This is a genomic window from Celeribacter halophilus, from assembly GCF_018860305.1.
Lineage (GTDB): Bacteria > Pseudomonadota > Alphaproteobacteria > Rhodobacterales > Rhodobacteraceae > Celeribacter > Celeribacter halophilus_A.
The window spans coordinates 77677-95536 of record NZ_JAHKPE010000021.1 but is presented as its reverse complement, the minus strand read 5'-3'; the positions used below and the strand labels follow the sequence as shown (position 1 = coordinate 95536).

Genomic DNA, 17860 nt, shown 5'->3' with positions numbered 1-17860 from the left:
ATCATTCGTACCATGTCTTTCACAGCCGCGCTGGTTTGCACGCTTGGCCTTTTTAACCTGCCTGCGCAGGCCCAAGGTACGCAGATTGCGTTCGGCGGCCTCAAACATGACAGCAGCCTGCCGATCGAGGTGACCTCCGACCAGCTCAGCGTGGATCAGGGCACCGGAAAAGCGTTGTTTTCCGGCAATGTCATCATCGGACAGGGGAGTATGCGACTTTCGGCGCAGACGGTCGAAGTGATCTATGCCAGCGAGAGCAGCGAGATTGCGCGACTTTTGGCCTCTGGTGGCGTAACGATCACCAATGCGGGTGAGGCGGCGGAGGCCCAGCGTGCGGAATATGATCTCGAATCAGGCACTGTGGTGCTTACGGGCAACGTGCTTTTGACACAGGAAAATAGCGCCCTGTCCGGCGAGCGCATGGTGATTGATCTCAACACCGGCACAGGGCGGATGGATGGACGTGTGAAAACGATCCTGCAATCCGGAAAAGAGTGATGAGCGACACCTCGGGGCTCAAGGTCCGCAATCTTCGCAAAGGCTATCGCAAGCGCACCGTGATCCGGGATGTTTCTCTCGATCTTGAGCGCGGCGAAGTGGTGGCTTTGCTTGGCCCCAACGGCTCCGGTAAGACAACGTGTTTTTATTCCATCGCGGGTCTCGTTATGCCGGAGGGCGGCGAGGTGATCGTGGACGGGCGCGATATTACGCTCTTGCCAATGTATCGCCGCGCGAAACTCGGGGTCGGTTATCTGCCGCAGGAGGCCTCTGTTTTTCGGGGCCTTTGCGTCGAGGACAACATTCTTGCCATTCTCGAAGTCTCCGAAAGCGACCCGCTTTTACGGCGCGAAAAGCTGGAAGACCTCCTCTCCGAATTTTCCATTTCCCACCTGCGGCGCGCACCGGCCCTGTCGCTGTCTGGCGGTGAGCGCCGGCGAGTCGAAATCGCGCGCTGTCTGGCGTCTGATCCGTCCTATGTGCTGCTCGACGAACCTTTCGCCGGCGTTGACCCCATCGCGGTGGCGGAAATTCGCGGGCTTGTCTCCGCGCTCAAGACCCGCGGTATCGGTGTTTTGATTACGGATCATAACGTGCAGGAAACATTGGGAATTATCGACCGTGCCTATATTTTGCATGACGGGCACGTTCTGATGTCCGGCAGCAAGGAAGACATTGTTGCCGATGAAACTGTGCGGCGCGTTTACCTTGGTGACAATTTCCGGATTTAACTGCGGGTTTTGATTGACATTCCCCCGGATTCTGACGCCAAATAGAGTAGATGTATGACGTAAGAATGACACTCTGCGCCACGACTAGTAGACGTCACAAGGCGCCGGAAAAGCTCCCCGACAAGCTGTCTGGGCACTCTCTCAAGCGTTTGCATTCTCATCCCGCTTCAAACAAAACCCCAAGACCACTCTTGGACGCCGGAGGAGGCGTCGGAAGACGGGTCTGAACAAAGAAGGAGGTATCATATGCGGTACCAAATCAGCGGAAAACAAATCGACATCGGCAGTGCGCTTCAAACGCATGTAAAAACCGAGCTTGGCGCCGTGCTGGAAAAATATGCACAACGTCCGACGGATGCGAATGTCGTTTTTTCCAAGAGTGGGGCGGAATACAGCTGTGAGGCTGTGGTTCATTTGTCGACCGGCCTGACAGCACAAGCCAGTGCGCGTGCGCATGAAATTTACGCTGCCTTTGATGCTTGCGCCGAGAAAATGGACAAGCAACTGCGTCGCTACAAGCGCCGGTTGAAAGACCACCACAAGGAGCGTTCGGAGCCGGTTGAACTCTTCGGCGGTTCCCAGTATATCCTCGCCGCATCGGAGCATGAAGACGAGCAAGAGCCCGAAAGCTTGCAGCCGATGATCATTGCCGAGATGGAGGCATCGATTCCGACCCTGACGGTAGGGGAAGCTGTGATGCAGATGGAACTTGCCGAAGCTCCGGTCCTTGTGTTCCGCAAGGAAGGAAAAACTGGAGTGAACGTGGTCTACCGCCGCCCTGACGGGAATATCGGCTGGATTGACCCTAACGACGCGACTTAATGAAACCGACCCGCCTCGACGGGTCGAGGCGGGTAGTTTTTAGATGGATATCTCGAAGATTTTGGATCCACAGGCCGTTAAGGTTGTGGGCAAAATGACCAGCAAGAAGCGCTTGTTTCAGGACCTGGGAGAGATTGCAGCAAGCGCCTATGATCTGTCTTTGAACGAGACGGTCGATGCGCTTCAGGAGCGCGAAAGCCTTGGCCCGACTGGTGTGGGCCATGGCGTTGCTCTGCCTCATGCGCGGATCGAGGGGCTGGATTCTGTCGTCGGTGCATTCCTGCGGCTTGAAAGCCCTATGGATTTTGATGCTGTAGACCGTCAGCCTGTCGATTTGGTCTTTGCATTGTTTGCGCCAGCTGAATCCGGTGTTGATCATCTCAAGGCCTTGGCTCTCGTATCCCGCACCATGCGCGATGCCGACATTTGCGCCAAGCTGCGGGCCAATAGCGAGCCAGCCACGCTCCACGCGATTCTGACAGAAGGTCCGGCCACGAAAGCGGCCTGACATGATTTGGTGGGTTTCGCGAAAGGGTTTGAATTAAAACGTTTCTCAAAAAAACTTGAGGTACTCAATTTTTGAGAAACGCAGCAACATCAATGCCGCGTGGAAAGGTTTTTCGCTCAATCTGATTCAGATTAAACGAAAAACGCTTTAACGCCTTTCACGATCTCCTTAGCCGATGTGACCACGCGGACCGTCGCCGACTTGCCCGCGATGCAACAGAAGGTGGTCGAGAATGACACAGGCCATCATCGCTTCGCCGACGGGAACAGCACGGATGCCGACGCAGGGGTCATGACGCCCCTTGGTGATCAGGTCGGTCTCTTTGCCGGATTTCGTGACGGTCTTGCGCGGGGTCAGGATTGAAGAGGTTGGCTTGACCGCAAACCGCACCACCACGTCCTGTCCCGTAGAAATCCCGCCAAGAATTCCACCCGCGTGATTGGAGCCGAACTCGGGACCATCAGGCCCCATTCGCATCTCGTCCGCGTTTTCCTCGCCGGTCAGACAAGCGGCATTCATGCCCTCGCCAATTTCAACGGCTTTGACAGCATTAATAGACATCATCGCCGCAGCCAGATCCGTGTCCAGCTTGGCGTAGATCGGTGCGCCAAGACCGGCAGGTGCGCCTTTTGCGACCACTTCGATCACAGCGCCAACCGAAGAGCCGTTTTTGCGAATGGCGCTCAGGTAATCTGCCCAGATCTCAGCGGTTTTCGCGGAGGGCACCCAGAACGGATTGTTGTCGATTTCGCTCATGTCACGGGGCCCCTCGATCCCGTGAGGGCCGATCTGCGTCATGTAGCCTTTGATCTCCAGAGCAGGCACCAACTTGGCCAGAACGGCTCGTGCTATTCCGCCAGCGGCCACACGCGCCGCTGTTTCCCGCGCCGAAGAACGACCGCCGCCACGGTAGTCCCGAAGGCCGTATTTCTGGAAATAGGTGATGTCGGCATGGCCCGGACGAAAGGCCTGCGCAATCTCGCCGTAGTCTTTCGAGCGCTGGTCCGTGTTGCGGATCATAAGCTGGATCGGCGTGCCGGTGGTTTTGCCCTCGAAGACGCCGGAGAGGATTTCCACCTGATCCGGTTCCTGACGTTGGGTGGTGAACTTCGACGTGCCGGGTTTGCGTTTGTCGAGCCAGACCTGAAGCATCTCTTCATTGATCTCGATTCCCGGAGGGCAGCCATCAACCGTGGCCCCCAAAGCGGGCCCGTGGCTTTCGCCCCAAGTGGTGAAGCGGAAAAGATGTCCGAATGTATTCATGCTCATGGGCGGCTCCTCACGTTACATGTGCTTTATCCGATGTCACATCGTTGGGCAATCAATGTGCGCAAGGATGCAGGGAAGAAGCTGCTTTGCGACAGGCATGACGGAGGCTTACACCTTGATAATCCGGCAACCGGATTGATCGCAGGCGCGCAACACATCATCTGGTAAATGTGCGCCGGTGACGACCATGTCATAATCGCGCAGATGCGCGTGGTGGCAGGCCAGATCGAGACCGAACTTTTCGGAATCCATGACCAGAATCGTTGTGTTCGCGCAACCTGCGATGGCTTTTCGTGTGGAAATCTCCTCGGAGTTATAATCCATCACCGTCCCGCTCTCCGACAGGCCGCCACAACTGAAAATCGCATAATCCACGCGATATTTCGTAAAGAACTCTAACGCCGGAACGCCGATCATATCCAGATCTCGCATACGCACAGCCCCGCCTGCCATCTCGACGACAACTCTTGGTGCGTTTTGCAGGGCGCAGACGGCGTGGATGCTGTTGGTCACAACGAACAGGTCTTTGTGAGAGGCCAGTAGACGTGCGCAATGTTCGACCGTGGTTCCGGTGCCGAGGGCAACGCGCGCGCCATTCGGGATCAGGTTCTTCACCGCCAATGCGATCCGCTGTTTTTCCTGCCGCGATAGGCTTTCGCGAGGCAGGTATCCGATATTCTCGCTTTGTTGCCGCAATCGCGCCGAGCCATTCCGCCGCTGCACGAGTGCGGCCGCATCCAGATCGCGCAAATCGGTGCGGATCGTCTGAACCGACACGGCAAGACGTTCGGACAGTTCCGCAGCCGACAACTCTTCGTTCTCCGACAAGAGCGCAATGATACGGTCGCGCCGCTCTGTCATATCCAGCCGCTTCATGACTTTCCTTCGAAAACAAACTGTGCTTGCAGGGATGGTAGAAAGGAAACAAACCCCGCGCAATATCATTAAAAAAGTTACAGATTTGTCACAAAACCTTATCACTCCGGAGGAATAAGGCTCTCGTGAATTACTTTCGAACGAAAGCAACACCCTCAGGAGAGCCCGATGAAGTCCTTCCTCACCACCACCGCTTTTGCCCTCATGGCGAGTACCGCCATGGCCGATACGATCACGCTTTACACCTCCCAGCCCAATGCCGATGCGCAGAAGACGGTCGATGCCTTTATGGCGGCCAATCCGGGCACAGAGGTGGATTGGGTGCGTGACGGCACGACCAAACTCATGGCCCGTTTGCGCGCGGAAATCGAAGCGGGCAATCCGCAGCCTGACGTGCTTTTGATTGCCGACACGGTCACGCTGGAAGGCATGGCGCAGGAGGGGCTCTTGGTCGCGTATCAGTCGCCGGAGGCCGCAAACTACGACGCGGCCCTCTATTCGCCGGAGGGTTACTACTACTCCACCAAGCTCATCACCACCGGCATCGTGTATAACACAGGCGTTGAAACCGCGCCGACCTCTTGGACCGATCTCGCGGATCCGGCCATCAAAGGCCAGATCGCAATGCCCTCGCCGCTTTATTCGGGTGCTGCGCTGATCCATCTCGCCACGCTTACAGGTGACGAGAGCCTTGGCTGGGACTATTACGAAAATCTGGCGGCCAATGATGCCCGCGCCCAAGGTGGCAACGGCGGCACGTTCAAAGCCGTGGCATCGGGCGAAAAGCCTTACGGTATGGTCGTGGACTTCCTCGCAATCCGGAACAAGGCAGACGGTTCTCCGGTTGATTTCGTCTTCCCTGAAGAGGGCGTATCTTATGTGACCGAGCCTGTGGCTATCCTGTCCACTGCGAAGAATATGGACGGCGCACAGAAATTCGTTGACTTCCTGATCAGCCAAGAGGGGCAGGATCTTGTCCTCGACATGGGCTATATTCCGGCACGTGACGGCATGGGGGTGCCCGAAGGTTTCCCCGCCCGCGAGGACATCAAGCTGATGGCATTCGATCCGGCCACCGCACTGGAAAACGCCGAGGCCAATAAGGCCAGGTTCGCAGAGCTTTTCGGCGCTGAGTGATGGGCGTCTCGATGCAAATGGGAGGCAGCCGGTCCGAAGGTCGGCTGCTCTCCGCGATTCTGATTGTCGCGATCTGTCTGACGCTGGCCCCCGTCTTGCGCCTCTTTGTCGAAGGGGTCACGGATCAGGGTGCACCGAGCCTGTCCTTAATGGGCGATGTGTTGTCAAAATCCTCGACGATGAGTGCGCTCAAACATTCGCTCGTTACTGCGGGTCTGGGCACAGTCCTGTCGCTGGTGCTTGGCGCGGCGTTTGCCTTTCTGGTCGCGCTGACAGATTTGCGCGCCAAGGCGGCGTTGGTCTTTTGTCTGATGATCCCGATGATGATCCCGCCCCAAATCACCGCGCTCTCATGGACGCAGATCATGGGGCCATCTTCAGTCCTGCTGAAAACACTTGGCATCGCGCCGCCACTGGGCGCGCCGCAACCGCTATATTCGGCAGAAGGCATCATCGTGCTTTTGGGTATCCAGCATATGTCGATCATTTTTCTGACCCTGCGTGCGGGGCTGCGCTCGATCCCGCAAGAAGTGGTCGAAGCGGCTCGGATCAGCGGTGCCAAGGGGCTGCGCACATGGTGGCAGGTGGTGATGCCTCTGACATTGCCTAGTCTGGCCGCAGGGACGGCGATCACCTTTGTCACCGCGCTGGGCAACTTCGGTATTCCGGCCATGTTGGGGATTCCTGCGGGCTATGTGACGCTTCCGACATTGGTGTATCAGAAGCTTGCCGGAATGGGCACAACCGTGCTGGCCGAAGTCTCTGTTCTCGCCATGCTGATCGGAACGGTGGCCGTGATCGGTATTCTGTTACAGCGTTTCTTTCAGAGCCGTCAGAAACTGCATCTTGTGGGAGCCACCTCCCGCCCGCTTGCCATTCCGTTGGGCGCGGCACGTCTGCCGGTGGAGCTTTTGCTTTGGGCTGTGGTTCTGGTGATCCTCGTGTTGCCTATGTCGGGTCTGCTTGCGACCTCCTTGGTGCCCGCATATGGTGTTGCCTTGAGTTTGGACACGGTGACCTTTGCCGCATGGCATGAGGTTTTGTTCCGCCAGCCTTCGACATCGCGGGCCTTTGTCAATTCCTTCAGTCTGGCGGTGGGCGCCTCTCTGGTTCTGATGGTGGTCTGCCTGCCTCTGGCGTGGTTGATGGAGCGGCACAAAACACGGCTCTCGCGTCTGTTCGACAGCCTTCTGGATCTGCCCTACGCGCTTCCGGGGGTTGTTCTGTCGATTGCGATGATCCTTTTGCTCATCAAACTGCCCTTTACCGAAGCCACGCTCTACGGCACGATCTGGATCATCTTCCTCGCCTATCTCGCACGTTTTTTCGCGGTCATGTTCCGCCCTGTGCAGGCAAGTCTGAAGCAACTTGATCCGGCCATGAATGAGGCGGCGCAATCGGTCGGGGCCTCTTTGTTCCGTCGTCTGCGCGATGTGATCCTGCCGCTTTCGGCTCCGGCGGCGGCGGCGGGGGCGATCCTCGTGTTTCTCACCGCGTTTAATGAACTTACGGTCTCTGCGCTTTTGTGGTCGTCGGGCACAGAGACGCTTGGCGTGGTGATTTTCAATCTTGATGACAGTGGCGAAACAGCGATGGCCAGCGCGCTGGCCATGACCATCGTGCTGGTGGTCATGGCGCTTATGGCGGTGATCCAGCTGCTGTCGCGCCGCTTTCCCAAAGGAGTTGTCCCATGGCAGACATAGACCTGTCCTCTGTCGGCAAAACATTCGCGGGCACGCCTGCGCTACAAGACATCACCACGCGGTTCGAAGATGGCGAATTTATCGCGCTTCTGGGGCCATCGGGCTGTGGCAAGACCACGTTGCTACGGATTCTGGCGGGGTTTGAACTGCCGACCCGTGGACAAATCCGCATCGGCGGGCGTGACATGGCCAATGCTGACACAGGCGTGATGATGCCGCCCGAAGAGCGCAACATCGGCTTTGTGTTCCAGTCCTACGCGCTCTGGCCGCATATGTCCGTGCGTCGCAATGTGTCTTATCCGCTCGAAATCCGGCGGTTTTCCAAAGCCGACATTGCAACACAGACAGACGCCGCCCTCGCGGCAACGGGGCTGGGCGATTATGCGGATCGTATGCCATCCGATCTCTCCGGCGGGCAGCGGCAGCGGGTGGCGCTGGCGCGGTGCCTCGTGTCTGATCCCTGCGCTGTCTTGCTCGATGAGCCGCTCGCCAATCTGGATGTGGCGCTGCGAGCTTCGATGCAGGGGGTGTTTACGGATTTCCACAAACGCACCGGCGCAACTATGGTCTATGTCACCCATGATCAGGCCGAAGCGATGGCGATGGCCGACCGGATTGCGGTGATGGATCAGGGCCGAACCCAGCAATTTGATACGCCCCAAACCCTTTATGAACGTCCCAAGAACCGCTTTGTGGCGGAGTTTGTCGGGCGCGGGGCCGTGGTGCCTGTGCATGGGGTCGCGCGAAGGGGGGAGGAGCTTCGGGCGCAGATTTTGGGCACGGAGGTTGCTGTGCAAACCGATCCGGAAAAATCGCGTGTCAGCCATGTTTGCCTGCGGCCTGAAAATCTCAGCATCGCGGAGACGGGTGATCTGCGGGCCAAGGTGGCGCGGGTCACTTATCTGGGCGGCAAATACTTGCTGGAAACCGTGTCCGAATGTGGCACGCGGCTTTTGGCGGAAACGCGGGCGAAATTCGATGTCGGCGCACAGCTCGGCCTGACCATCACAACCCCTTGGGCATTTTCAGAGGACTAAATGCAAACTGTAAGATTACTCTCTGGCATCGGGGACAAGGGCCCCGCATGTATGCAACTGAGCTTGGATGACCGCATCTGGCTTCTGGATTGCGGCTTTGGTCCCGAGGCCAATGCGCATTTCAATCCCGAATGGCTCAAGGGTGCGGAAGCGGTGTTTATCACCCATGACCATATCGATCACATCGGTGGGGCTTCGCATGCGGTTGAGGCGGGTCTGCCGATCTATGCCACGCCCCAGACGGCCAAGTCCTTGCCTCCCGCGGCGAAGGTGCATCTTTTGCCCGAACAAGGGGAAACGGTCATCGATGGTGTGACGCTTACCACCGGACGCAATGGTCATGCGATGGGTGGTGTCTGGATGCATTTCGCGCTGGGCGAGGGTTTTTTCTATTCGGGTGACTGGTCCGAGGAATCCGACTGGTTCCCTTTTGACCCTCCGCCCGCTGCTGCGACGGCTATTCTGGATTGTTCCTATCACCTGGACGATGTGCCCCAGTCTGAACGGTTCGCGGCGCTGGATGCCTTGCTGGACGGTCTGCACGGGCAGGTGCTTTTACCGGTGCCGCCGTCCGGTCGGGCCGGTGAAATGGCCCTGCATCTGATCCGGCGTTTCGGGGTCGAAAGCGTGATGCTGGATCCTGAATGTCAGGCCGCTTTAAAGGCCGCGCTTGCCAGCCAGACGCTAAGCCCCGATGTGCAGGAAATTGCGCCGCTTCTGGAACGTGGTCCGATGGAGCAGGCGCGTTTTCTTATCTGCGACACACCAAATGCTGATGGCGGTGCCGCTTGGGGCTATGTGCGGGCATGGAACGAAAGCGGACGTTTGGGCCGCGATGCGCATGTGGTTTTCACTGGCCACATGACCGCCCATGCACGCGGTATCTGTGCTGTGCCGGGGGGATATTTCCAACGCTGGAATGTGCACCCGCCGTTGCGCGATCAGGTCAGGATGCTCGAACGCCTCGGTGCGAAACGCTTTGCGCCTGCCTTTTGTGCGCAGCCAGAAGACTATCTGGTCGAAGATCTCGGTGTGGAGGTTTTCCTGCATGATCCGGTGCGGCTATGACCGTGCCTTTGCCGTCCGGAAGCTTCTGTTTGATTCGCCACGGCGAGACTACGGCGAATGCGGACGGGATTATCGCGGGGCGTACGGATGTGCCCTTGACCGAGCGCGGCAGGCAACAAGCGCGTGAACTGTCCCGTCGAGACTGGCCGGAGCCGATCGTGCTTTATGCAAGCCCGATGTCGCGGGCGCAGGATACATGCAAACTGGCCTTTCCTGATCGGGCATTTACGCGTCACGACGGGTTGCGGGAACGCGATTGGGGCGTCTTTGAAATGCGTCCTCTGGATCAGCAACCTGCGCGCGAAGATACGCCGGAATCCGGCGAAAGCTGGCCCGCCATGTTGTCTCGAATCCAGCGCACAATCACCGAAATTTGCGCGGTGTCACAGAACAAATTGCCGGTTCTTGTATGCCATTCCGGCGTGATCCGCGCTGCGCGTGTGCTTTGGACCACAGGCGATGTCGGGACACGCCCACCCAACGCAACACCGATCCTGTTCGAGAGGGTGGGCGAAACCTTCGAGGAAAAAGAGTTATGACAAATCCAGCCAAACCCTGTGTCGTGTTTGATGTTGATGGGACGCTGGCGGAGTTTGACGCCGGAAGCCTCGGCCATCTTGTGCATGGGGTCGAAAAACAATGGGATGCGTTTCACGATGCGATGGCCGATGCGCCTTTGATTGCTCCCGTCGCGAAACTCATGCGGCGTCTGAAGGCCAGCGGCGAAACCATCGTGATCTGTTCGGGCCGGCCACGAGGCTGGGCGGAGCATACGATTGCGTGGCTGCGCAAACATGATCTGCCGTTCGATGGCATCTATTTGCGGGCTGAGGATCAGGACGAGGCGAGCGATCCGGACGTCAAGCGCCGCGCCTTGGCGGAGATGAAAGCTGACGGGTTGATCCCTTGGCTTGTGATCGACGACCGGAATTCTGTTGTGGAGGCCTGGCGCGCCGAAGGGCTTGTCTGCCTGCAATGCGCACCAGGGGATTTTTGATCAGGGAGTGACGCGCTCTCGTTAACCCGTCATCGCATCTTCAGGACGCGGTTGTTTCCAGCCCTCCCGATGATAGGCGCTGTCCCAGAACCGCCATTCGTGCCAGCAACTCCGTTGAAAAGCGTGATGCATCCGCGCACGGGTCGCGTCACTTGCATCGTCCGCCACCTTGTTGACGAGGTCGAGCATACGCTGGACGCTCTGGTCAAAAGCCTCGCCGGAATAGGTGGCAATCCATGCGCTATAGGGATTGTCCGCGCGACTGGTTTGCGCGATTTCCATGCCGATATCGCGATAGATCCAGAAACAGGGCAAAAGAGCCGTGACTGCTTCGGGGAAATCTCCGATCGCGGCGGAGCGGAGCAGGAAAGAGACGTAGTGATCGCAGGCGGCTGACACATCGGTTCCTTCGAAATCGTCGGATGTGACACCAAACAGGCCCATATAATGCGCGTGAAGTTCACGTTCGACCGCGATAGCTCCGGCGGCAGAGCCAGCAAGCTGCGCAATGGACTGTGCATCCGGGGCTTTGGAGGCGGCCAGAGAGAGGGCGCGAGCGAAGCCTTCGAGGTAATGGGCATCCTGAATGATGTAGCCTTGGAAAATCTCCGGCGTCAGGCTGCCATCCGCCAAAGCACGGTTGAAGGGCATCGCGTGAATCTGCTGGCGTAGCTCTTGGGTGTGCGCGGCCAGTTCTTGGGTAAAGCTCATTGTGTGCTGTCTTTCAGAAAGTGGAAATGATGGACGGGGCCGTGGCCCGACCCGACGTGGAGTTGGTCCGCCGCCGCGATGGACGCGCTGATATAGGCCTTTGCACGCCGTGCGGCCTCCTCAAGCGCCAGCCCCGCGCCAATGTAGGTCGCCAGAGCCGATGCGTAGGTGCAGCCTGTTCCGTGGGTGTTTTTCGTCGCAACGCGGAGGCTTTCGAACCAAACTTCTTTCCCACCCTTGCGCGTGAGCAAAAGGTCGGGACTATCATCTCCGCCGAGATGCCCGCCTTTGAGCAGAACCGCCTCGGGCCCAAGGCCGAGCAGAGCCTGTGCCTGTGCCTGCATCTCGCGGGTTGTGGAGGCCTCGTCACAGTCCAGAATGTCGGCGGCTTCCGGCAGGTTGGGGGTGATGAGCGTTGCTTGCGGCAGAAGGCTGCGGAGCGCGGAAACGGCCTCTTGCTGCAACAGACGGTCCCCGCCCTTGGCCACCATCACAGGGTCGAGCACAACGGGGCAGTCCAGACCGGAAATGCCCTGTGCCACGCAGTCGATGATCTGCGCATCTCCCAGCATACCGATCTTGATGGCGTCAATTCGGATGTCGTCACGAATGGCGGCGATCTGAGCGGCGATCATTCCTGTGTCACACAGGCTGACAGCCGAGACGCCCCGCGTGTTCTGGGCGGTCAGGGCGGTGATGACAGACATCGCATAACCGCCATTGGCCGAAATGGATTTGATATCCGCCTGAATACCGGCCCCGCCGGAACAATCGGACCCTGCAATCGACAGGATGTTCGGGATCATGCTTTTCTCCATGCGTTCAGAAGTGTGCGGGTTGCGGCTTCCATGTCAGGGGCGCGGGAAATGGCGGAGACGACGGCCAGTCCGGCCCCTCCTGCGCATTTGATCGCTGCGGCATCGCGCTCTGTGACGCCGCCGATGGCGAGACAGGGCAGGGAGGTCAGAGATGCGATCTCGGCAAAGCCTTCGACCCCGATAGGAGCCGCGTGGTCGGGTTTCGATCCGGTCGCATAAATCGGCCCGACCCCGAGGTAATCAGCCCCGTCCGGCACGGCTTGGATATGTTCTGCTTCCTCGACAGAAAGGCCGAGCAGCATTTCGGAGCCGATGCGGCTGCGGATTTCGGCGGGATCGCCATCGCCTTGCCCGATATGTAGCCCTGGCGTCCCCACTTCGATGGCCACGTCAATGCGGTCGTTCACCAGAAGCTTGGCCCCGTAAGGCGCGATTTCCACCATGATCTGACGGGCCAGCGCGGCAAACTCTGTGTCAGGCAAGGTCTTGTGACGCAACTGTATCCACCCTGCGCCGCCTCTGGCGGCAGCGCGGCATTGGGCGAGCATGGAGGGGCTGTCCGATGCTTCGGTGATAAAACAAAGGGGCGGGATCATCGGGAGCGTCATTGAACCGTGACCCTCGCGCCTTGGGTCAATGTCGCCGGATCAAGCTGGTAGAGCGCGTCGATAAAGGCGGTCTGGAACGAGGCCGGCCCCTCAGCCCTCTGGCTCGCCAGTTCACCGGCCAAACCGTAATAGGCCAGCGCTGCCACGGTGGCGTCGAACGGGTCCTGACCGACCAGAAACGCGCCGATGATCCCGTTCAGAGAACATCCCAGCGCCGTAATGCGCGGCATCATCTCGTGACCGTTTGCGATGAGAGCCGTGCGATCCCCGTCTGTGACGAAATCAACCGGCCCTGTGACCGCAACAATGCCGCCGCTTTGGCGCGCCAGGTCGCGAGCGGCGGTTTGGGCGGCATCGACCGAATCCGTTGCATCCGCGCCCTTTCCTGCGGTGCCCACGCCCGCAAGCGCCAGAATTTCGGAGGCATTTCCCCGAATCACACTGGGCGAAAGCGCAAGAAGCCGTGGCCCGAGTTCGCGACGATAGGCGGTAGCACCGACCGCAACCGGATCAAACACCCACGGGGTCTTGTGCGCGTTGGCGGTTTTGGCGGCCATTTCCATCGCTTCGGCCCACGCGGGGGAGGGGGTGCCGATGTTGATCGTGATGGCCTGCGCAAGGGCCGCGAATTCCTCGACCTCTTCGCGGGCATGTAGCATCGCGGGCGATGCTCCGGCGGCGAGCATGACATTCGCCATGACATTCATCGCGACGTAATTGGTGATGTTGTGAACCAACGGCGCGGTTTGCCGCATATGGTCAAGCGATTGGCCCAAGTCTTCCATCGTAATCTCCTCTCGCGTAGGCAGGGGAGGAGATCGAAAGAGGAGCGCAGGCACCGAGTAAAAGCCCGCAATCGTCTTACGCGCCTCCCTCCGCCGGCATTATCCGGTTCAGGTTCTAAGGGTTCGTCTCAGCCCGGAAATCCTCCGAGCGCCCCTGTCGCTATTCGTGCGCTAGTGCTGGCATCCATTCGGGCGGGCGTCAAGCCTTCTGACGCGGTTCAGCGCACATAGCGCGTCCGCGTGATAGAAACAGACACGCTGATATTGCGGCCTGCGTTCGGGTTTCAGCCGACAATGAGCTGCTTGAGCTTCAAAGCCTCGTATTCCAGCGCGGCCAGGCGATAGCTCACCACATCCCCGATGGAGATCAGCCCCACCAGCGTCCCGTCGTCTATCACGGGCATATGCCGGAATCGCCCGTCGGTCATGCGACGCAAAACGCTTACAAGCTGTTCCTGAGATGTTGCGGTTTCGATTTCGCGCGTCATCAGGTCGGCCACGGTTTTGGGCAGGGTCTGGCCCGGCGTATCCGCAAGCTGTCGCACAATGTCGCGTTCCGACAGGACGCCGACCAATGCGTCTTGTGCATCCTTGACCAGAACAATCCCGATGCGATTGTCGCGCATCAGTTCGACGGCGTGTTTGATGGTGTCGAGCGGTTTGACGGCAAAAATGTCAGCGCCCTTCTGCGCCAGAACATCCGCGACAGTGGCCTCTGCGGCGGCTGTGTTGGTCTCGACGGTTTGGCTATGGCTGTGTTCATGTGCCATGGCTCCCCGCGTCTTTGGTGTGTATGAAGCTGGCATGTCTTTTCCTCCCTAAGGTGTCTCTTAGGGTAGAGAGATTCGCGCCTGAGTAAACTTTTTCCAGCCGGGAGACCCGTTTTGATTGAAGCCCTGACCGGATCGCCGCTGTCGCTTACGCCTGTAACGGCAACGATTCTCTTCGTGATTGCCTGTCTCGCGGGCTACCGCTATCGCAGCGTCTGGAAGGCCGAAGGGCCGCGTACACAGCTCTGGATTTACGGGCTGATCGCGGCTGTGATCTTGCTTGTGCTTGGGTTGGTGCCGGTCACCCGTTGAGTTGAAGGTCGCGCATGTGAAACACAATCCGGATGAAGTGCCTGACGCGTTACAGGCCTTTGCGACACAGAATTACGGCGCACCGCAGGAGTGGAAACCTCTTTCCGGCGGGCGGAGCAATCGGTCCTGGTGTTTGCGCGTTGGTGCGGAGGATCGGGTGTTCAAACTCTTCGATCCCGCGCGGGGCAATCGCCTGTTTCCGAATGAGGCGTCGGCAGAGGCTTCAGCCCTGAAAACCTTGCACGGAACAGGGTTGGCGCCGGAGTTCGTGACCTCTTTTGAGACCCGTCGCGGAATGTGTCTGGTCTATCGGTATGTCGAGGGAGAGAGGGCCGCGACAACCGATGCGGCCACGATGCGGGTGCTTGCGCGCCTTCACAGTCTCAAACCGATTACGACCTTGCGACGGGTTTGCGTTACGTCCGAAGGGCTGTTGCGTGAAGGCATGGATTTTCTGTCGGGGCTGGCAACATATGAGGCGGGTTGGCTTTTGCGTCACATGCCGGAGCCGGAAGACATAGCAACCGGAGCGGATGTTTTCTTACATGGAGACCCAGTGCCCGCGAATGTCATTGCGGCAGGTTCTGAGCGTGTTCTGATTGATTGGCAATGTCCTGCATATGGCGATGCAACCGCAGATCTGGCAATTGCGCTCTCGCCTGCGATGCATGTGGTTTACGGCATGGAGCCGTTGACGCCGGAAGCCGAGGTCGAGGCGCTTCAGGGGTATCCCGACACAGAAACCATAGCGAGGTATCGGGCGCTTGAACCTTACTATCATTGGCGCATGGCCGCCTATTGCGCATGGAAGGCCGCGCAAGGGGAGGCCATTTATACGCAGGCGCTTGAGGCCGAGCTTAACGCTTTGCGGGACGCGCCTTAACCAAAGATAAGCACCGCTGCCGCGCCGAGTCCGGCAGACACCACTCCCCCCGCAACCAGCCAAGCGGCTTGCCAATGGTTTGACGGCTTGGCAGGCTCTTCATTGGCCTTGCTCTGGGCAATCAGGAGAGATTCGGCCAGTTGCGGCAGGCGCGGCCCGAAACGGGCCAGAACAGTCGCGGTTCGCAGCAGGTCGCGGCTGAGTGCGCGCGGGCCAATATTGGATTTGATGTATTCTTCCACCACGGGTTTGGAGACTTCCCAGATGTTGATATGCGGATCAAGCGAGCGGGAAACGCCCTCAACCACCACCATAGTGCGCTGCAAAAGAATGAGTTCCGTGCGGGTCTGCATGCCGAACCGTTCGGTGACTTCAAACAGGTAGGACAAAAGACGCGCCATAGAAATACGGCTGGCATCCATGCCGAAAATCGGATCCCCCACAGCGCGCAGCGCGCGGGCGAACTCGTCCACATCACGATCCGCAGGCACATAGCCCGCTTCAAAATGGACCTCGGCAACCCGTTTGTAGTCTTTTTTAATAAAGCCATACAAAATTTCGGCGTAAACACGTCGTGTATACTCGTCGAGCATGCCCATAATGCCGAAATCCAGCGCGACAATATCACCATTCGGGGCGACCTTGAGGTTGCCTTGATGCATGTCTGCATGGAAAAAACCGTCACGCAGCGCATGGGTCAGGAACATCTGCAAGACCCGTGGACCGAGGCTGGAGCGATCATGACCCGCAGCAACGATCTCGTCGATGTCGGATGCGGTGATCCCTTCTACCCATTCGAGTGTCATCACCCGTTTGGCGGACAGGTTCCAATCGACGGCAGGGACGGAAAACCCTTCGTCTTTCGCCGTGTTGGCCGCGTATTCGGAGGCAGAGGCGCTTTCCAGCCGCAGATCCAGCTCTCCATGCACGACCCCTTCAAAATGCGCGATCACATCGGTTGGGCGCAGGCGACGTGACGCCGGAGAGAAAAACTCGATGACCGAAGCCATAAAGTAAAAGGCATCGATGTCGGTGCGGAATGCTTTTTCGATACCGGGGCGAAGCACTTTGACCGCAACGGCTTTGCCCGTGTCCGCGCGGACGGCCTTGTGAACCTGTGCGATCGAGGCGGCGGCGACCGGTTCCGAGAACTCGGAAAACAGGTCGGAGATCGGCGCTTGAAGCTCGGCCTCGATGGTTTTGATGGCCGCATCTCGCGGGAAGGGCGGCATCCGGTCCTGAAGCACCTGAAGCTGTTTCGCAAGATCAACCCCGACAACATCGGGGCGGGTCGAGAGAATCTGGCCGAATTTGATATAGGCCGGCCCCAGCGCGGTGATCGCGCGCGTGACCGGCGGCAGGTTCGGATCCCCCTTGTAGCCCAGCCAGCGGAACGGCCACGCCAGAGTGCGGGCCATAACACGAAGGGCTTTCGGCGCGTCCATAGCGTCCATGGCCTGTGTCATCGCGCCCGTGCGTTCCATCGTTGCGCCGGTGCGGATGAGCCGCCAGATATTGTGAGGCCCGCGCATCAGAGTTTCCACCCGGAATGCAGGGCCGCAATGCCCATGGTCAAATTGCGATATTTGACGTTGGAAAATCCGGCGGTGCGGATCATCTGTGCAAATGTGTCCTGATCCGGAAATTTCCGGATGCTTTCCACAAGATATTGGTAGCTGTCATGGTCGCCCGCGATCATCTGGCCCATGCGGGGAATGACGTTGAACGAATAGAGATCATAGGCTTTCTGCATCATCGGGTTGGGCAGTTGCGAAAACTCCAGCACCATGAGACGCCCGCCGGGCTTGAGCACGCGGTAGGCTTCGGACAGGGCGTCCTGAATGCGTGTGACGTTCCGGATGCCAAAGGAGATGGTGTAAACGTCGAACTGGTTGTCCTCGAACGGAAGCTGCATCGCATCGCCCGTGACCCAGTCGAGACTGTCGGCCATTTGCGCGGCTTCGGCACGTTTGCGCCCTTCGATCAGCATCGATTCGGTCATGTCGAGCACAACGGATTTTGCCCCCGGCGCACGTTTCAGGAAGCGGAAGGAAATGTCGCCAGTCCCGCCCGCAACATCCAGAAGGCGCTGTCCGGGGCGCGGTGCGAGCCAGTCCATCATGGCATCTTTCCAGACGCGGTGAATGCCCATCGACATGACATCGTTCATAATGTCGTATTTCGAGGCAACGGAGGTGAACACCCCATGGACGAGATCTGCCTTCTGATCCTCGGCCACGTCCTTGAAACCGAAATGGGTGGTTTTGCCGTTCTCGCTCATCGCTCTTGAACCTTTCTCGAAACTCACTCTTCTTATAGGGCTCATG

Annotated in this window: 21 protein-coding genes and 1 riboswitch; of the genes, 12 read left to right on the top strand and 9 right to left on the bottom strand. The window is 58.7% G+C overall.

The window, feature by feature from the left end:
* Nucleotides 1–3 precede the first annotated feature (3 nt).
* From lptA to KO492_RS07930, 4 genes are all read left to right on the top strand, one after another.
* The gene (lptA, locus tag KO492_RS07945; protein WP_436835699.1) at nucleotides 4–498 is read left to right on the top strand and encodes a lipopolysaccharide transport periplasmic protein LptA; all 495 of its coding nucleotides are present in this window, start codon (nucleotides 4–6) and stop codon (nucleotides 496–498) included.
* Complete coding sequence (lptB, locus tag KO492_RS07940) at nucleotides 498–1229, top strand: LPS export ABC transporter ATP-binding protein (RefSeq protein WP_216044469.1); 732 nt, start codon at nucleotides 498–500, stop codon at nucleotides 1227–1229. The genes lptA and lptB overlap by 1 nt, the downstream gene beginning before the upstream one ends.
* A 246-nt stretch (nucleotides 1230–1475) precedes the next feature.
* Nucleotides 1476–2051: a ribosome hibernation-promoting factor, HPF/YfiA family gene (gene hpf / locus KO492_RS07935; protein WP_066601069.1), complete on the top strand. Its 576-nt coding sequence runs from the start codon at nucleotides 1476–1478 to the stop codon at nucleotides 2049–2051.
* A gap of 43 nt (nucleotides 2052–2094) precedes the next feature.
* Nucleotides 2095–2559, top strand: coding sequence for a PTS sugar transporter subunit IIA (locus KO492_RS07930; protein WP_216044468.1), 465 nt, complete (start codon nucleotides 2095–2097; stop codon nucleotides 2557–2559).
* A 168-nt stretch (nucleotides 2560–2727) separates the two neighbouring features.
* Here KO492_RS07930 and aroC read toward each other — a convergent pair whose 3' ends face one another.
* Together aroC and KO492_RS07920 are read right to left on the bottom strand one after the other, a co-directional pair.
* A complete protein-coding gene (gene aroC, locus KO492_RS07925) occupies nucleotides 2728–3828 on the bottom strand; it encodes a chorismate synthase (protein WP_216044467.1) in 1101 nt (366 codons plus the stop codon).
* Nucleotides 3829–3936: 108 nt separating this feature from the next.
* The gene (locus tag KO492_RS07920) at nucleotides 3937–4704 is read right to left on the bottom strand and encodes a DeoR/GlpR family DNA-binding transcription regulator (RefSeq protein ID WP_216044466.1); all 768 of its coding nucleotides are present in this window, start codon (nucleotides 4702–4704) and stop codon (nucleotides 3937–3939) included.
* Nucleotides 4705–4872: 168 nt separating this feature from the next.
* Between KO492_RS07920 and KO492_RS07915 the strand changes: the two genes are divergently transcribed.
* Genes KO492_RS07915 through KO492_RS07890 form a run of 6 tightly spaced genes read left to right on the top strand, consistent with a single transcriptional unit; the run spans nucleotide 4873 to nucleotide 10646 of the window.
* Nucleotides 4873–5841, top strand: a complete 969-nt coding sequence (locus tag KO492_RS07915) for an ABC transporter substrate-binding protein (RefSeq protein ID WP_216044465.1) — start codon at nucleotides 4873–4875, stop codon at nucleotides 5839–5841.
* A complete protein-coding gene (locus KO492_RS07910; RefSeq protein WP_216044464.1) occupies nucleotides 5841–7544 on the top strand; it encodes an ABC transporter permease in 1704 nt (567 codons plus the stop codon). Before KO492_RS07915 ends, KO492_RS07910 begins: the two co-directional genes overlap by 1 nt.
* Nucleotides 7532–8581 carry an ABC transporter ATP-binding protein gene (locus KO492_RS07905; RefSeq protein ID WP_216044463.1) on the top strand — a complete coding sequence of 350 codons (1050 nt, stop codon included), beginning with the start codon at nucleotides 7532–7534 and terminating at the stop codon, nucleotides 8579–8581. The genes KO492_RS07910 and KO492_RS07905 overlap by 13 nt, the downstream gene beginning before the upstream one ends.
* A 51-nt stretch (nucleotides 8582–8632) precedes the next feature.
* Nucleotides 8633–9649, top strand: a complete 1017-nt coding sequence (locus KO492_RS07900; protein ID WP_252735439.1) for an MBL fold metallo-hydrolase — start codon at nucleotides 8633–8635, stop codon at nucleotides 9647–9649.
* Entirely contained in the window at nucleotides 9646–10188 is a 543-nt protein-coding gene (locus tag KO492_RS07895) for a histidine phosphatase family protein (RefSeq protein WP_216044461.1), read from the top strand. Before KO492_RS07900 ends, KO492_RS07895 begins: the two co-directional genes overlap by 4 nt.
* Nucleotides 10185–10646 carry an HAD family acid phosphatase gene (locus KO492_RS07890; protein ID WP_216044460.1) on the top strand — a complete coding sequence of 154 codons (462 nt, stop codon included), beginning with the start codon at nucleotides 10185–10187 and terminating at the stop codon, nucleotides 10644–10646. The genes KO492_RS07895 and KO492_RS07890 overlap by 4 nt, the downstream gene beginning before the upstream one ends.
* 21 nt (nucleotides 10647–10667) lie before the next feature.
* On the opposite strand, the gene tenA is transcribed toward KO492_RS07890, so the two are convergent.
* The 5 genes from tenA to KO492_RS07865 form a co-directional block, all read right to left on the bottom strand.
* The gene (gene tenA, locus KO492_RS07885) at nucleotides 10668–11357 is read right to left on the bottom strand and encodes a thiaminase II (protein ID WP_216044459.1); all 690 of its coding nucleotides are present in this window, start codon (nucleotides 11355–11357) and stop codon (nucleotides 10668–10670) included.
* Nucleotides 11354–12163 carry a bifunctional hydroxymethylpyrimidine kinase/phosphomethylpyrimidine kinase gene (gene thiD / locus KO492_RS07880; RefSeq protein ID WP_289847576.1) on the bottom strand — a complete coding sequence of 270 codons (810 nt, stop codon included), beginning with the start codon at nucleotides 12161–12163 and terminating at the stop codon, nucleotides 11354–11356. The genes tenA and thiD overlap by 4 nt, the downstream gene beginning before the upstream one ends.
* Complete coding sequence (gene thiE / locus KO492_RS07875) at nucleotides 12160–12771, bottom strand: thiamine phosphate synthase (RefSeq protein ID WP_216044457.1); 612 nt, start codon at nucleotides 12769–12771, stop codon at nucleotides 12160–12162. The genes thiD and thiE overlap by 4 nt, the downstream gene beginning before the upstream one ends.
* Before the next feature lie 8 nt (nucleotides 12772–12779).
* Entirely contained in the window at nucleotides 12780–13568 is a 789-nt protein-coding gene (thiM, locus tag KO492_RS07870; RefSeq protein WP_216044456.1) for a hydroxyethylthiazole kinase, read from the bottom strand.
* Nucleotides 13569–13636: 68 nt separating this feature from the next.
* Nucleotides 13637–13734, bottom strand: a riboswitch (TPP riboswitch).
* 118 nt (nucleotides 13735–13852) lie between these two features.
* Nucleotides 13853–14374 carry a CBS domain-containing protein gene (locus tag KO492_RS07865; RefSeq protein WP_216044455.1) on the bottom strand — a complete coding sequence of 174 codons (522 nt, stop codon included), beginning with the start codon at nucleotides 14372–14374 and terminating at the stop codon, nucleotides 13853–13855.
* Between the two features lie 78 nt (nucleotides 14375–14452).
* Between KO492_RS07865 and KO492_RS07860 the strand changes: the two genes are divergently transcribed.
* Together KO492_RS07860 and KO492_RS07855 are read left to right on the top strand one after the other, a co-directional pair.
* Nucleotides 14453–14650 (top strand): hypothetical protein, encoded by a 198-nt coding sequence (locus KO492_RS07860; RefSeq protein WP_252735438.1) that lies wholly within the window; start codon nucleotides 14453–14455, stop codon nucleotides 14648–14650.
* A 16-nt stretch (nucleotides 14651–14666) separates the two neighbouring features.
* Nucleotides 14667–15533: a phosphotransferase gene (locus KO492_RS07855; RefSeq protein ID WP_216044454.1), complete on the top strand. Its 867-nt coding sequence runs from the start codon at nucleotides 14667–14669 to the stop codon at nucleotides 15531–15533.
* Here the strand turns inward: KO492_RS07855 and ubiB are convergent.
* Nucleotides 15530–17065 carry a 2-polyprenylphenol 6-hydroxylase gene (gene ubiB, locus KO492_RS07850; RefSeq protein WP_216044453.1) on the bottom strand — a complete coding sequence of 512 codons (1536 nt, stop codon included), beginning with the start codon at nucleotides 17063–17065 and terminating at the stop codon, nucleotides 15530–15532. The two genes, KO492_RS07855 and ubiB, sit on opposite strands and share 4 nt — an antisense overlap.
* On the bottom strand, nucleotides 17065–17814 hold the full coding sequence (gene ubiE / locus KO492_RS07845) for a bifunctional demethylmenaquinone methyltransferase/2-methoxy-6-polyprenyl-1,4-benzoquinol methylase UbiE (RefSeq protein WP_216044452.1): 750 nt from the start codon (nucleotides 17812–17814) through the stop codon (nucleotides 17065–17067). Before ubiE ends, ubiB begins: the two co-directional genes overlap by 1 nt.
* Between the last annotated feature and the right edge of the window lie 46 nt (nucleotides 17815–17860).